This window comes from Streptomyces sp. NPDC018833 (assembly GCF_044390825.1).
In the GTDB taxonomy this organism is placed as follows: Bacteria; Actinomycetota; Actinomycetes; order Streptomycetales; family Streptomycetaceae; genus Streptomyces.
Genome location: NZ_JBIRZM010000021.1, coordinates 52987 through 67110, shown reverse-complemented (window position 1 = coordinate 67110; position 14124 = coordinate 52987). Strand labels below are relative to the sequence as shown.

13 protein-coding genes are annotated in these 14124 nt (G+C 74.1%); 6 read left to right on the top strand and 7 right to left on the bottom strand.

Translation table 11 applies throughout. From position 1 onward, the window contains the following. Nucleotide 1 precedes the first annotated feature (1 nt). Nucleotides 2-892 carry an FAD binding domain-containing protein gene (locus ACH5AF_RS31230; protein ID WP_398906331.1) on the bottom strand — a complete coding sequence of 297 codons (891 nt, stop codon included), beginning with the start codon at nt 890-892 and terminating at the stop codon, nt 2-4. A gap of 283 nt (nt 893-1175) precedes the next feature. Here ACH5AF_RS31230 and ACH5AF_RS31225 point away from each other — a divergent pair, with 283 nt between their 5' ends. The 4 genes from ACH5AF_RS31225 to ACH5AF_RS31210 all read left to right on the top strand — a co-directional run bounded on the left by ACH5AF_RS31225 (nt 1176) and on the right by ACH5AF_RS31210 (nt 5393). Further along, the gene (locus tag ACH5AF_RS31225) at nt 1176-2870 is read left to right on the top strand and encodes a PucR family transcriptional regulator (RefSeq protein WP_398906414.1); all 1695 of its coding nucleotides are present in this window, start codon (nt 1176-1178) and stop codon (nt 2868-2870) included. 555 nt (nt 2871-3425) lie between these two features. Next, complete coding sequence (locus ACH5AF_RS31220) at nt 3426-3815, top strand: hypothetical protein (protein ID WP_398906330.1); 390 nt, start codon at nt 3426-3428, stop codon at nt 3813-3815. A 271-nt stretch (nt 3816-4086) separates the two neighbouring features. Beyond that, nucleotides 4087-4884, top strand: coding sequence for a hypothetical protein (locus tag ACH5AF_RS31215; RefSeq protein ID WP_398906328.1), 798 nt, complete (start codon nt 4087-4089; stop codon nt 4882-4884). Then, complete coding sequence (locus tag ACH5AF_RS31210) at nt 4881-5393, top strand: protein phosphatase (RefSeq protein WP_398906326.1); 513 nt, start codon at nt 4881-4883, stop codon at nt 5391-5393. Before ACH5AF_RS31215 ends, ACH5AF_RS31210 begins: the two co-directional genes overlap by 4 nt. 59 nt (nt 5394-5452) lie before the next feature. On the opposite strand, the gene ACH5AF_RS31205 is transcribed toward ACH5AF_RS31210, so the two are convergent. From ACH5AF_RS31205 to ACH5AF_RS31195, 3 genes are read right to left on the bottom strand one after another with little or no spacing between them, the layout of a single operon-like run. Further along, entirely contained in the window at nt 5453-5845 is a 393-nt protein-coding gene (locus ACH5AF_RS31205; RefSeq protein WP_398906325.1) for a hypothetical protein, read from the bottom strand. A 35-nt stretch (nt 5846-5880) separates the two neighbouring features. Next, on the bottom strand, nt 5881-7074 hold the full coding sequence (locus ACH5AF_RS31200) for a hypothetical protein (protein WP_398906323.1): 1194 nt from the start codon (nt 7072-7074) through the stop codon (nt 5881-5883). Between the two features lie 11 nt (nt 7075-7085). Next, on the bottom strand, nt 7086-7847 hold the full coding sequence (locus ACH5AF_RS31195; protein ID WP_398906321.1) for a GntR family transcriptional regulator: 762 nt from the start codon (nt 7845-7847) through the stop codon (nt 7086-7088). Between the two features lie 152 nt (nt 7848-7999). On the opposite strand from ACH5AF_RS31195, the gene ACH5AF_RS31190 reads away from it, so the two are divergent. Both ACH5AF_RS31190 and ACH5AF_RS31185 read left to right on the top strand, forming a co-directional pair. Continuing rightward, nucleotides 8000-8845 carry a (2Fe-2S)-binding protein gene (locus ACH5AF_RS31190; RefSeq protein WP_398906319.1) on the top strand — a complete coding sequence of 282 codons (846 nt, stop codon included), beginning with the start codon at nt 8000-8002 and terminating at the stop codon, nt 8843-8845. A 353-nt stretch (nt 8846-9198) separates the two neighbouring features. Beyond that, nucleotides 9199-10296: a DUF2637 domain-containing protein gene (locus ACH5AF_RS31185; RefSeq protein WP_398906318.1), complete on the top strand. Its 1098-nt coding sequence runs from the start codon at nt 9199-9201 to the stop codon at nt 10294-10296. A 36-nt stretch (nt 10297-10332) separates the two neighbouring features. Here ACH5AF_RS31185 and ACH5AF_RS31180 read toward each other — a convergent pair whose 3' ends face one another. The 3 genes from ACH5AF_RS31180 to ACH5AF_RS31170 all read right to left on the bottom strand — a co-directional run bounded on the left by ACH5AF_RS31180 (nt 10333) and on the right by ACH5AF_RS31170 (nt 13934). After that, nucleotides 10333-10812, bottom strand: a complete 480-nt coding sequence (locus ACH5AF_RS31180; protein ID WP_398906317.1) for an ATP-binding protein — start codon at nt 10810-10812, stop codon at nt 10333-10335. 287 nt (nt 10813-11099) lie between these two features. Next, on the bottom strand, nt 11100-12323 hold the full coding sequence (locus tag ACH5AF_RS31175) for a protein phosphatase 2C domain-containing protein (protein ID WP_398906315.1): 1224 nt from the start codon (nt 12321-12323) through the stop codon (nt 11100-11102). Nucleotides 12324-13613: 1290 nt separating this feature from the next. Beyond that, a complete protein-coding gene (locus ACH5AF_RS31170; RefSeq protein ID WP_398906313.1) occupies nt 13614-13934 on the bottom strand; it encodes a hypothetical protein in 321 nt (106 codons plus the stop codon). Between the last annotated feature and the right edge of the window lie 190 nt (nt 13935-14124).

Genomic DNA, 14124 nt, shown 5'->3' with positions numbered 1-14124 from the left:
GTCATGCAGCTCCTTCAAGCGTGCGGGCGGTGCCGCGGTACTGCTCCCAGGTCCAGCCGAGCGTGCGGCGGGCCATGATGCCGACCGCGTGACGGCGGTACCTGGCGGTGCCGCGCACGTCGTCGATGGGGTTGCAGGCGCCGGAGGCGAGCTCCGCGAACTGCTTGGCGATCGAGGGGGTGATTATGTCCCCGCTCTCCCAGAATCCGCCTTCTTCGAGCGCGGCGTTCAGGAAGTCCTCCGCGGCCGCGGCGCGGACGGGGGTGGGCGCGGCGGAGCCGATGCCGGTGCGCACGGTGCGGGTCTCGGGGTGCAGGGCGAGGCCGAAGGCGCACACCGCGATCACCATCGCGTTGCGCGTGCCGACCTTGGAGTACTGCTGGGGCCCGTCGGCCTTCTTGATGTGCACGGCGCGGATGAGCTCGTCCGGCGCGAGCGCGTTGCGCTTGACGCCCGTGTAGAACTCGTCGATCGGGATCAGGCGGGAGCCGCGGACCGACTCCACCTCGACCTCGGCGCCTGCCGCCAGCAGCGCCGGGTGCGCGTCGCCGGCCGGGGACGCGGTGCCGAGGTTGCCGCCGACGCCGCCGCGGTTGCGGATCTGCGGGGATGCCACGGTGTGCGAGGCGAGCGCGAGGCCCGGAAGCTCGGACCGCAGGTTCTCCATGATGGCGGTGTAGGGGACGGAGGCACCCAGCCGGACGCTCTCCCCGCCGACCTCCCACTCGGTCAGCTCACCGATACGGTTCAGATCCAGGAGGTACTCCGGCCGACGGTGGTCGAAGTTGATCTCGACCATCACATCGGTGCCACCCGCGATGGGGACAGCGGTGGGGTGCTCGGCCTTGGCGGCGAGCGCCTCCTCCCAGCTGGCGGGGCGAAGGAAGTCCATGAGTGGCTCTCTTCTTATCTCGGGGTCGTCGTCGCAACGGGCCCGGGACGGCCGGCCCTCGACTGGATGTTCACGTGCTGTTTACGCGGTGTGGTCCAGTACACAAGGCGGGATCCGACCGGTGCAGTCACCGAAACCATGAAGGAGTTGGCTGGCCGCCTCTCTCGTCTTGTAGATTCGAACGAAAGGCGGAGATCAGCAACCTCACCGTTTTCCCCCGGAAACCGTGGCCAAGGATCTCTGGCCGGAACCCGCGACAACGAGACAGATCGGTGGCGACGAGATGCGGCTGCGCGCACTGCTGGAGACCGACGCGCTGGGGCTGCGGCTGCTCGGCGGCGAGGAGGAGCTCGACCGTGGCGTGCGGGGCGTGATGACCACCGACCTCCGGGACCCGAGCCGATACCTCTCGGGCGGCGAACTGGTGCTCACCGGGCTCGCCTGGCGCCGCAGCGCCGAGGACTCGGAACCGTTCGTACACATCCTCGCCGGCGCTCAGGTCGCGGGGCTCGCGGCCGGCGAGGCGGAGCTCGGCGACATTCCCGACGATTTGATCGAGGCGTGTTCCCGCCACCGGCTTCCACTGTTCGCCGTGAACGAGTCCGTTGCGTTCGCAACGATCACGGAGTACGTCGTACGGCAGGTTTCCGGGGAGCGCGCCGGGGACCTCGCGGCAGTCGTCGACAGACACAGGAGACTGATGACCTCGGGTCCGGCCGGCGGCGGCCCGGACGCCGTGCTCGATCTGCTCGGCTCCGATCTGGATCTGCGGGCCTGGGTCCTCTCCCCCACCGGGCGGCAGATCGCGGGCGCGGGTGACGGGCTGTCCGCGCGGACGGGCGCGGCGCTGGCGGGGGAGCACCTGGCCGCGGTACGGGCCGGCCGGCGCCCCCCGCACCGGGCGGTCGTCGAGGGCGTGACCTACTCCCTCTTCCCGATCCGTAACACCGGCCGCGGGGCCGCGCCCGCGTCGCGTGACGTGCGCGAGAGCGTGCTCTCGGACTGGCTGCTGGCCGTCGAGGCCGACGCCGGGGACTGGCCGGCGGCCCGGCTCGACCTGCTCCAGGGCGTCACCCAGCTGATCGCCGTCGAGCGCGACCGGCGCGAGGCGGCCCGCACGGTACGGCGCCGGCTTGCCCAGGAGGTGCTGGAACTGGTCCAGACGGGTGCCGCGCCGGCGGAGATCGCGGCCCGGCTGCGGGTGGCCGCCCCAGTGCTCCTGCCGGGCCTGGGGACCGCCCCGCACTGGCAGGTCGTGGTGGCCCGCGTCGACTGGGGCGCGGATTCCGGCATCGAGGCGGGCCCGGTCGCCCAGTCGCTGCTGGAGGAGATCCTCGTCGACCCGTCGGCCGCGGGGCAGGACTCCGCGGACCGGATCGCGGTGGCCCACACGGGTGACGAGGCGATCGCGCTGGTGCCGCTGCCCGCGCTGGGCGCGGACGGGGCCCCGGACGAGGAGGGCGGCACACCGTCCGCCGACGCCGGGCTGCACGCCGACGCGCTGCTGGAGTCCGTACGCACCCCCCTGTCGGCGGGCCTCGACGGCGACGGCCGCCTCACGCTGGGCGTCAGCGCCGCCGTGCACTCGGCCGACGGCCTGCGCGGCGCCCTGGAGGAGGCGCGCCACGCCCGCCGCGTGGCGGCGGCGCGGCCGGGCCGGGTGTGCGCGGCCGGCCATCACGAGCTGGCCTCGCACGTACTGCTGCTGCCGTTCGTGCCGGACGACGTGCGCCGGGCGTTCACGGCCCGTCTGCTGGACCCGCTGCGGGACTACGACCGGCGCCACCGTGCGGAGCTGATCCCGACGCTGGAGGCGTTCCTCGACTGCGACGGCTCCTGGACCCGCTGCGCCACGCGCCTGCATCTGCATGTCAACACGCTGCGGTACCGGGTCGGCAGGATCGAACAGCTGACGGGACGCGATCTGTCGCGCCTGGAGGACAAGCTGGACTTCTTCCTGGCGCTCCGCATGAGCTGACGCCGGTGTGTCCCCCGGGGCGTGGCGCCCCCGGGGCACCCCGGTGTTTCCCCCGGCGTCGCGGTGCGGCGCCCCGGTGCGCGGGGCCCTCGGGAAGCACCGGGTCAGCGCGCGAGGAACCGGCGAACACGCCGCCCTGGGACGCCAGTTGCTCCCACGTCCCCAGCTGCACGACCCGGCCCGCCTCCAGGACCGCGATCCGGTCCGCCCGGCGGACCGTCGACGGGCGGTGGGCTGTCACCAGCGTCGTACGGGACCCCGAGCCTTCCGTCAGAGCCGTGGCCACGGCCGCGCCGCCCTCCGCATCGAGGTTCGCCGTTGTCTCGTCCAGCGGCCGGCGCCTGTCCAGCCGCGCACGCCCGTGGCCGACCAGCCGCTCCCCGACGACGGGCACGGCACGCCCACGATCCGCTCACCGGACGGCTGTACGCCGCCATGGGCGACGCGGCGCACCGCGCCGCCGCGTGGGTGACGCGCTATGGGCGGAGCAGCCACGGCCCTGGGGTGGCGAGGGCCGCGGCTACTACCTGCGCCTGGACCCCCTCCGCCGCACCTGTGTCCTGTGCGGGGCGGGGCGGCCCGGCCGGCCCCGGCCGCCGGCCCGAGTGGTCGAACGACGCCTGGCGGCACGGGCTCGACTCCGGGACCAACGGCAGGCTGCCGCTCGGGCCCGGCCTCGTCTTCCGACCGGCCGCGGCCGCCACCTCGCCGAGGGCAGCCCCGCCGAGCGCCGTCGCCGCTCGCCATGTCGCCTTCGCGCGCGTCCACTCCGGCGGGGACGAAAGGATCCTGATCGCCACGGACTCCGGCGAGCCCCGGATCGGCGCGCCCACCCCTGTCCGCCATGGACGGTGCGCCCAGGCCCGGCGGCACACCGTGGGACGGGGTGCGGCGCCGGGCGATCGCCGCGTCACCCGGATCCCCGCCCGCGACCGTCACCCGTAGGGGTCATGGCGAGATCCATCCGGTTGACGCCGACGCGGCGTCGGCCGCCTTCGCGCCGGTACGGACCCTCTCGGTCCCGGCACCCTCAACGACGGGGGTCATCTCGCCCCGGCCGTCCCCGAGGACGCCGCTCACGGTGACCCGGTCGGCCGCAGAAAGATTGTGAACTGATTCACTCGACCTCTTGGCCAGGCGAGCCCATCCATGCTGAGATGCGGTGGACTCAACAGCTCAATGGCGTGCTCGGGGAGGGCAAGTGGCGCATACCGCCATGTCTGGTTCCGGAACCACAGCAGGTGACGATCCACTCCAGACCGCGGTATGGCGGCTGCGTTCGCGCGGCTGTTGGACCGACGCGGCGGCTCTCCTCGCGCCGCGTGCCGCGGACCCGGCGGCGGCCCTGGAGCGCGCCGGACTACTCGTCGAACGCTGCCTGTTCACCTGCGACGGCTGGGCCGAGGCCGAGGACGCGCTGCGCACCGCGGAAGCCGTGGCCGGGGACGACGAGGAGCGCGGCGGCGCGGCGAGCGAGCGCGGCAGGCTGGCGTACGCCGCGACCCGCCTCGGGGTACGGGACAGGGCCGACGAGGCGCGTTCGGCCCTCGGCCGGGCGACGGCGCTGCTCGCGCCGACGTCACCGCGGCGTCCGCTGCTGGACTTCCGGCGCGGGCTGGTCGCCGAGCACATCGCCGACTCGCCGCAGGCCGCGCGTGCCGCCTACGAGAGGGCCCATGCGGGAGCCGCCGCGCACGGTGATCCGCTGCTGCTCTCCTTCACCTGGCAGCAGCTGGCCGGGATCGCCCTGCGCGAGGGGGAGTTGACGCAGGCGCGGCACGGCTTCGCGGAGTGCCTGCACATCCGCGAGGAGCTGGGCTACCTGATCGGTACGGCGCCCGCACTCGCCGGACTCGCCGACTGTGAACCGGAGCCGGAGGCGAGCCGTCTTCGCGCGGAGGCGCGCCGGCTGTTCCGGCTGCTGGGCGGCGTACCGGTATGGCTGAACCCGCAGTTGTCGTCCGCGGTGCCGCCGCAGGTCGCCCCCGTCCGCCCCGAACCCGCCGCCCCGTGAGAACACGCCGCAGGGAAGGGGACGTTCCGGAACCCCGGACGCGCTGGGACGAGGTCACGACCGGTCTGTGGATGGGCGGCCATGTCTGGTCGGACGGGGTACGCGGCCATCAGGACGTCGTGGTCGGCCGGGAGTTCGACCTGGTGATCAGCCTGTGGACCCGCGCGGGTCACGGCCCGGCCGCCGGTGTGGCGCACCATGTGGTGCCCATCCCCGACGACTGGCTGACCGCCGGCGAGATCGACAGCGTCCGCCGCATCGCGGTGGTCGCGGCGGACGCCGTACGGGCGGGCCGCAGGGTCCTGGTGCGCTGCTACTCCGGCTACAACCGTTCGGGGCTCGTCGCCGCGCAGACCCTGATCGAACTGGGCCACGACAGCGAGAGCGCCATCGACCGCGTCAGGCTGCGCCGCTCGCCCTGGGCACTGCACAACCTGGCGTTCGAGCAGTACCTGCTGACCGGCCTGGACGTCGCCTCGCTGCTGTCCGGCCTCGAACCGCCCGACTGAACGAGCCGCTCACCGGGGCGAGACCAGCGCGCCGGTCGACGGAACGAGAAGGGCGGCGGTCACCAGAGCCAGGACATCGCCGCGACCGGGTTCAGCAGCACCACGACCGCACCGATCGCGACGGCGATCCACAAGAAGGTCCACACCCGGCCGCGCCGCGGACGCGTCCGCCGGTCGGGCCAGGCGCGCCAGCCGTCCGGCTGAGCCTGCACGGGCCGGCCCTTGCGGACGAGTCGCCGCGCGCGGCCCTGCTGCCGTGCGGCCTCCTCGTCGGCCCGGCGCAGCCGTTCTGTCACCATCCGCGCCCGTGCGGACGGCTCCTTGGGCGCCGCGAGACGCGCGGGCCCCTCGCTCTCGATCTGGAACCGGGCCCATTCCTCGTCGGATATGGACGGCTCCGGTCTCTCCGGCAGCTCCCCGCTCATCGATACCCCCTCGCTGGTGTACAGCACGGCCGAACAGGGTAGTCCAGGCACGCGCGGAGGGCTCACCCGGCGCGGAGACAGATGAGCATCTCGTCGGTGGCGAGGGCCAGTTGGCCGCTCCCGGGGATCACGGCGACGGCGCGGATCGCGGGCCCCGGGCGGAAGGTCGGTACCCCTTTCGTTCCCGGGCGGTGCAGTGCGGCGAGACCGTCCGCCCAGGCGACGGCGACGGCCGGGCCCTCGGGGGTGTCCGCGGCATGCAGGGCGACGACGGGGCAGGGGCGCTCGGTCAGCGGGGCGGGCCGCCGGGTGCCGCCGGGCGACCAGAGCCACACGGCGCCGTCCGCGCCGCCGCTCCAGACGAGGGTGCCCGTCGCGGCGAGGGCGGTGACCCGGCCCGAGTGCGGTGCGGCCTGATCCACCCCGGCCGGGCCGAAGGCGTGCACGGATCCGTGGCGGTCGCCGACCAGCACGGTGTCGCCGGCCGCGGCCAGGGCTGTGCCCGGATGGGCGGCGAGGGTGGCGGTGACGGCTGCGGTCAGCCGGGTGCCCGGCCCACGGGTGTGCAGGCGTCCCCTTTCGTCGAGGAGCAGGACGGTGTCGTCACCCGTGGCCGCCATCGCGGTGACCCGGCCGGACGCGGGCGCCGTGTGGGGTTCGGCGTCCAGGTACCGTACGGCGCCGGTGCGTTCGGCGATCAGGAGCCTGCCCGCCGCGACGGTCAGCGCGGCGACGGGCCCCGGCAGCCGCGGCTCCGCGCCGGCGCGGTCGCGGGCCCAGGAGACGCTCCAGCACGAGCCGGCGGCCAGTTCGGTGAGGGTCGCGCGCAGCTGCGGTGCGGCCGCGGCCGGCAGCGCGGCGAGCAGCGCCGTGGCGCGCCCGGCCGGGTCCTGGTCCCTGATCAGCGCCTGTCCCGCCCGCAGCCATGCTGTCCGCAGCCCGCCGTGTCCGGTGGTGTCTTTCTCGTACGCCGCCGTGATCAGCAGCGGGTCGGCGGCGCACACGGCGGCCGGGTCGGCGAGATCCACGGGTCGGCTCGGCGGCGGCCCGCTGTCCGCGACCTGTTCGACGACCACCCGCACATGGCCGAACTCCCGCAGAATTCGGGCCAGTTCGTCGACGGCCGCGGGGTCCTGGCCCGTCCGTCCGAGCCGAAGTGTGCGCGGTACGCCGGAAAGGAGGGCGGACTGGAGTTCCGCGGGGGTGCCGGCGACCACGCCGAGCTGGTTGGCCGCCGTCCATACCGTGCCGCGCACGCCTGCTCCCGTCAGATGTCGGAACCGGTGAAGTGTTCGCGTACCAGCGACTGCACGACGCCCAGGTCCTGGGCGATCAGCGCCTCCAGCAGGGCCGCGTGTTCGGCGGCGTCCGCCACCAGGTCGGCTCGCCGGATGACGGGAGCGTCGGTGAGGGGCCACTGGGAGCGGCGGTGCAGGTCGTCGGCGACGGCGAGGAGTTGCTGGTTCCCGGCGAGGGCGAGGACCGCGTGGTGGAAGGCTCGGTCCGCTTCGGCGTATCCGGCGCGGTCGCCGGTCGCCGCCGCCACGGCCGTCGCCTCGGCGAGAGGCCGCAGCGCTCTCCATTGCGCGGCCGGGACGGTCCGGGCGAGGCGGAGCATGACGGGCACCTCGATCAGAGCGCGCACCTCGGCGAGCTCGGCCAGTTCGCGCGGGGTGCGCACCAGGACGCGGAAGCCGCGGTTGGGGACGACCTCGACGGCACCCTCGGTCGCGAGCTGCTGCATCGCCTCGCGCACGGGGGTCGCGGAGACGCCGAAACGTTCACCCAGTGCGGGCGCGGAGTAGACCTCGCCGGGGACGAGGTCGCCGTCGACCAGGGCGACGCGCAGCGCCTCCAGGACCTGGGTACGGACGGAGTGCCGCCGGACGGACCGCGGGGCGGGCGCCGGCGGTTCGCCGTGCGTGTGTTCACCGCGGACCTGCTCCAGCGGGCCGGGCATGCCCTGGGCGGGGACGCGTGCGGGCGGGTACGGCCGGTCGGCGGCATCGCGCGCTCGGGCCTGCTCCACTCGGGTCCTCCTCCGGCCAGGTGCTGGGGCCGGCTGGCGTATGCGAGGGCCCCCTTGTGCACGATAGGCGGGCCAGGGCGCAGTTCAAACATCGAAAAGATCGGGTAAGGTAAGCCTAACCTGCTTACGATCGCGATTCGGTGGTCCCCGGCATGACCCTTTCCGCCCTGTCTACCGGCCTCGCCTCCCCCGTCGGCGACGCCTACGCGCGCCTGGCCGAGGTCTTCCCCGGTCTGCGCGTCCAGGAGCTGGGCGAGGGCGAGCCCACGCCCGCCGGCGCGGGCTGGGTCCGCGCGGGCGACCTCGCCGCTGGCGGCCCGGATCTCGACTCCTTCCTCGCCTGGGACAACGCACAGGCTCTGCGGGACTACGGGCAGCAGGCCCGCCCCGATGTCGTCGCCAGCTTCGGCCTGCACCGCTACGCCTGGCCGGCCTGCCTGCTGATCACCGTCCCGTGGTTCCTGCATCGCCGGGTGCCCCGGGTACCCGTGGAGGACGTGGCCTTCCAGCGCGCCCTAGGACGTATGAGGGTCCGTGTGAGCTCCTTCGCCTGCCTGCCGGGCGACCCCGCATCCGCACTGCCCGGCGCCCGTGTGGTGCCGGGCGAGGAGGCGCTGCGCGAGGAGGTCCGCGCCGCGGTCGCCGAGCACATCAGCCCGGTGCTGGAGGGTTTCGGCCCCCGGATGCGGCGCGGCAGGCGCGCCCTGTGGGGCATGGTGACGGACGAGGTCGTCGAGGGCCTGTGGTACATCGCACACCTGCTCGGCGAGGAGCGCCGCGCCGTCACGGAGCTGGAGCGACTGTTGCCGGGTACGGCCAAGCCGTACGTGGGCACCGCGGGGTTCCGCGAGCTGACCGGACCGGACGGCGAACAGCTGCCGACCCGCGACCGGGCGAGCTGCTGCCTGTTCTACACGCTGCGCCCCGAGGACACCTGCGTCACCTGCCCGCGCACCTGCGACGCCGACCGCGTGGAACGGCTTCGGCAGGGCGCGTGAGGATGCTGCCGCCGGGCCCGTGAGGGTGCGGCGCGGGCGCGTGAGGGTGCGCCGCGGGCGCGCGAGGGTCGCGGCGCGGGCGCGCGAGGTTGCGGCGCGGGCGCGTGAGGTTGCGGCGCGGGCGCGTGAGCCGCGTCTCGGCATCAATCCCGTTCCACGGACCCACGCCACTCTTTCGAGCGGATTCAATTCGAACGCAACCCCCTTCACCCGTAGGGCAGTTCGACCAGATCGCACCTATCCGTGCACCGAAGCGCCTCGTTGGCATGCTCTTGTGCCGAAACCCCTTGGACGTGCTGCGCGGTCGGCCAATATGGCCGCCGTTACGCCTACCGCGATGCAAGGGACACCGCATGAGACTGACCGACATATCGCTGAACTGGCTGCTTCCCGGCGGCGTGATGCTGGTGGGGGTCCTGACGGCGATGGCGGTGCTCACGCGCGGCAAGCGCGCAGGAAACACCGGAAGCACAGCCGCGAACGAGGATTCCTGGGAACGCAGCGAGGAACGCCGCAGACGCAAGGAAGCCATCTACGGCATCGCCTCCTACGTCCTGCTCTTCTGCTGCGCCGCGGTCGCCGCCGCGCTCTCCTTCCACGGCCTGGTGGGCTTCGGACGACAGAACCTCGACCTCACCGGCGGCTGGGAGTACCTGGTCCCCTTCGGACTCGACGGCGCGGCCATGTTCTGTTCCGTCCTCGCCGTGCGGGAGGCCAGCCACGGTGACGCCGCACTCGGCTCACGGCTGCTGGTGTGGACCTTCGCGGGCGCCGCGGCCTGGTTCAACTGGGTGCACGCGCCACGCGGCCTCAGCCACGCGGGCGCCCCGCAGTTCTTCGCGGGCATGTCCCTCTCGGCCGCTGTCCTGTTCGACCGGGCACTGAAGCAGACGCGCAGGGCAGCACTGCGCGAGCAGGGCCTGGTGCCCCGCCCGCTGCCGCAGATCCGGATCGTCCGCTGGCTGCGCGCTCCCCGGGAGACGTTCGCCGCCTGGTCACTGATGCTTCTGGAGGGCGTACGCACCCTGGACGAGGCTGTCGACGAGGTACGCGAGGACCGGCGGGAGCAGCAGCGCAACCGGATGCACAGGCGGGACCGGGAGAAGCTGGAGCGCGCGCAGATCAAGGCGTACAACCGGCAGCACCGGGCCTGGGGCCTGGGCCGGGCCACGCGCCCCGCCCAGCTGCCCGCGCTCGGCCCGGCCGGCGGCGCGCAGAGCCAGGCACCGCCGGCCGGATCGGTTTTGGAGCCCTCGGGAGCCGTCGTGGAGCCCGCCATAGCGGAGCAGGGACAGCTGCCCCTGCGCGCCCGGCCCTCCCTCCAGGCCGTCAAGCCGAAAGGCCCTGAACCCATCACGGTGGACCTCACGGCCGAGGACGACACCCAGGCGCTGCCGCGTCTGGACTCGCTGGAGCAGAAACTCAAGGATCTGGAGCGGCAGTTCGGCTGATCGCCCGGACGCCCGGGGCGGCCGGGGCCTTCGGGCTCAGGCCGCCCCGGCGTGCAGCTCGAACCACACCACCTTGCCCACTCCCTGCGCCGTACGCACGCCCCATGCGTCGGCAAGTCTCTCCACCAGGACCAGCCCCCTGCCGGATGTACCGAGATCGGACGTACCGAGGTCCGACGTACCGGCGTCGCACCTGCCGAGGTCGGCGGTCGGTACGTCCGGCACCGGCAGTCCGGCCATGAAGTCGCGGACCTCCACATGGAGCCGTGAGTCCTCGACGGTGGCCGTGACCACCGCGCCCCGGTCGGTGTGGACCAGCGCGTTGGTCACCAGTTCGCTGGCGAGCAGCTCGGCCACGTCCGCGGCGTCGGCGGGACTGTCCGCCGCGGGCCCGGGCCACTTGCCCAGCAGGTCGCGTAACGCGTGCCGCACTTCGGGCACAGCGGTCAGGTCACCGCTGCCGAGTCTGCGGTGCAACCGCCCGCGTACTTCCGTGCCCCCGTGACGTTCTGACATCGATCCCCCACCCACACGTCGGAACAGGTCGTGGTGCGTATGTGCTCACCGGATGCATGCCCCGCGCGCGGAACGCCACTCATGGGATTGCCGACGTGGCTCTTTGCGAGCGTCAGGGCCTGGGGACGTTCCGCAGATTGGAACGGGCCATCTGGAGCATCCCGCCGACCCCGCCGTCCAGCGCGATCTTCGCGGCCGTGGCGCGGGCCGCCGGTGCGTACGGTTACGTGCCCTTTCTCGTGGACGTCGCAGTCCATCAACCATGGCCCGGCCGGACGCCTGTGCGGTTACGCCTCCCAGACGGCGACGGCCGTACGGTCGTCGGCGTACCCCTTCACCCGCAGCTGGACGTCCGCGAGGAACTGCGTCATACCCGGCGGCTCGGGACCGTCCCACCGCTCCGTGAGCGCCGCGGCGAGGGCCGGCTCCCGGCGCAGGGGCGCGGCGAGGCCGTTGCTGCACAGCAGGAGGGTGTCGCCCGGGCGGGCGATCGAGGCCCGGAAGCGGAACGGTTCGGCGGGGAGTGGGGCCGGGGTGATGTTCAGGTCCATGGTGAGCCGGTCGCCGCCGGGCGTCTCGGCCGGCGGGGAGCCGAAGCCCAAGACGGGTGCGCCGGCGGCCTTCTCGGGGACAGGTGGCTCGATGTCCTGCCAGGACCCGTCGCGCAGCCGGAACAGCCCGCCGCCCCCGACGCCGAAGAAGACGCGGGTGCGGCAGTCGGGATCGGCGGACAGCAGAAGGCAGCGGAGGCCGACGGTGTACTGCTCGGGCTTCAGGCCGAGATCGTCGGCGCGGGCGCGGAGTCTGCCGAGGCCGCGGCCGGTGAGGCGGTGCAGTCCCGACTTGAGGTCGCCCCTGCGGCCCGCCCTTATGTCCTCGGCGAGCCGCTCGTGGCTGCGGCCGACGGCCGTGCCGATCCAGCGCGTGGCGTCGGCGGCGGCGAGGTGGGCGTTGTCGGAGTGCCGGCCGCCGCCGGCGAGCGCGACGAGCACGAGGGCGGCGGGCCCGGTCCCGAACCGGGCGGTGAGGAGGGCGTCGTGCCGGGGTTCGCCGCGGAACCGCGCGGAATCGCCCCGGACGGAGGCGGCCCGCAGGGTGTACGTGCCATACCGCGCGCCGTCGAGGACGGTGTCGGGAACGAGCTGCTCCAGCGCGAGCGCCTCTGCGGCGGGCAGGGCGGTGGGCTCGGCCTCATAGGTGGGTGGCCCGCCCCCGACAACCCCGACGCCGGGCCGCCCCGCGTCACCGGGCCCACTCGCCTGCCGGGCAGCGCCGAACGGCCCTTCGGGCCACGAGCGCGGATCACCTTGCGGACCGCCCCCCGCCCGAGCCCCGGGCTCGGTCCCCGCCTCCGGCCCGCCCGCCGGGGCCCGGCCGGCGACATCCGGTGGGGTGTCGGCGGCGACGTCCGGCGGGCCGCCGGGCGACGGCTCACGCCGCGCAGACGACGAGCCGGCACCACCGGGCGGCGGCCCCGCCTGCGGCGCGGCATCCGGCCGACGGCCCGTCACCGTGCCAGGGCACGAATCGCTCGCAGTTGCCCGGTCAGTGGCGCAAGTCGGGGCATCACGTGCTGTCCCCCGCGGGCGGGCATCCGGCGGGGCCGCCTGCGTCATGGGGCCCGGCGGCCCGGCGGTGTCGGGGTGCGCGGAGCGCGGGTCATGCGACGCGCCACTGCTGCCGGGGCGCCTCGGGGCCTCCGGTGAGTCGGCGTCACCAGGCAGCGGGCCCGCGTCCGGCGCGACGTCCGGCCGACGGCCTGGCACCGGCCCCGAGCCCGGATCACCCGACGCGGCCCGGTCAGTGGCGGCAGGAGGGGCGTCAGGTGCTGTGCCCTCCGGGCTGCCGGGCGAGCCGGCACCACCGGGCGGCGGCCCCGCCTGCGGCAAGGTCTCCGTTGGCCCGACAGCGGGCGGGCCACCCGGTGACGGCCCACGCCGTGCAGGCAGCGGGACACCCGGCGGACCGGACTCGGCTACCGAGCCCGGATAACCCGGCGGAGCGCCGGACTCGTCTACCGAACCTGAACCACTCGGCGGAGCACCGGACTCGCGTACCGAGCCCGGATCACCCGGCGCAGACCGGCCGGTCACGGCCCGCGGGGCGTCAGGTGCACCGCCCGGCGGACCGGCATCCGGCGGGCCGCCGGTCGGTGCACCGCCCCCCTGTGGAGCACGCGGGTCCCACCGGGCGCGGGGGCGGGACACCGTGCCCGACGCCGAGGCGAAGCGTGCGTCGAGTGTGTCGTCCGTCCGTGCCGGGCCCGGGCCCGTGTCCGGGGCGGATTCGTCGTAGAGCCGGCTCCACCAGTCGTCCTCGGCGGTCGGCCTGCTCGGCCTCTCCCCCTGCTCGCTCATGCCCTCCATTGTCGACCGCAAGAGGCAGGCGAAACGGGGCATCCCGAAGATTCCCACTCCTGAAGTGGTCCGCCGGGCGGCCCAACCCCCCACGGGAAGGTCGCCCGGCGGACCGTCGTGGTCGGCGCACGGCGTATGCGCCGACCACGAGTTGGGTGACGGAGTTGCCCTTGGCATCCGTCAGTTCGGTCTTCGGCTGACCAGCGGGCCCGAAGCGCCCGCGTGGTCCGCGGTCGCCGTACAGGCATCGCCCCGCTTCCGGGTGACCGCCTGGTTCCATGTGCCGCCGACGGTACGAGTACGACAGCTTCGTGCCGGTCAGTTCACCGGGCTCGTGGCCCGCGTGTCCGGTGGCGCTCAGGGCGACCCGCAGGCCGTCGCTCGCCACGACGGTCTTGAGGCCGCCTCCGGGAGGCCGTATCCCGGGAAGAGCAGCGGGATCCCTTACGAGTACACGCCTTCGTCCAGGCGTGAGCGGAACTTCCAGGTCGTCAGCAGCTGGGTGGAGCGCTTCCGGACCGCGGCCGGCTGTCCCGGCTGCGCTTGGTTCAGCGACAGTTCGTACAGCGCGTCGTCCGCCGGGACCTCGAAGACCCCGAACGGAAATCCAGTCTGCCCTATCCCTCCCCCGTTGCGCAGCAGTCGCATGGTGCCGATGTCACCCGAACGACCCGGCGAGGCGGAGCGTTCGGTGTCGCCCCACATCACGGGGGCCACGCCGATGAGGTGGCCCTGCCGTGCGGCGGCGAGCACGGGCTTCCCCACGGTCTCGCGCGGCGCGGTCCGGCCACCGACGGCGCGAGGGCCGTGATGCCGAGGACGGCGTGGGTGGCCGCCCCCAGTGCCGTACGCAACGTCGCGGCGTATCTCTCTCCACATCCGAATCCGGCCGCGAAAGGGCGCAAGCGCCCTGTCGCCGGGGGTGGTTGCGCCACATTGGCAGAGGAACGGCCCG

Bases quoted from the DNA above. Each gene is read 5' to 3' on its own strand.
- ACH5AF_RS31185 (WP_398906318.1), top strand. From the start codon at position 9,199: ATGAGACTGACCGACATATCGCTGAACTGGCTGCTTCCCGGCGGCGTG.
- ACH5AF_RS31225 (WP_398906414.1), top strand. From the start codon at position 1,176: ATGCGGCTGCGCGCACTGCTGGAGACCGACGCGCTGGGGCTGCGGCTG.
- ACH5AF_RS31190 (WP_398906319.1), top strand. From the start codon at position 8,000: ATGACCCTTTCCGCCCTGTCTACCGGCCTCGCCTCCCCCGTCGGCGAC.
- ACH5AF_RS31230 (WP_398906331.1), bottom strand. From the start codon at position 892: ATGGACTTCCTTCGCCCCGCCAGCTGGGAGGAGGCGCTCGCCGCCAAG.
- ACH5AF_RS31215 (WP_398906328.1), top strand. From the start codon at position 4,087: ATGTCTGGTTCCGGAACCACAGCAGGTGACGATCCACTCCAGACCGCG.
- ACH5AF_RS31180 (WP_398906317.1), bottom strand. From the start codon at position 10,812: ATGTCAGAACGTCACGGGGGCACGGAAGTACGCGGGCGGTTGCACCGC.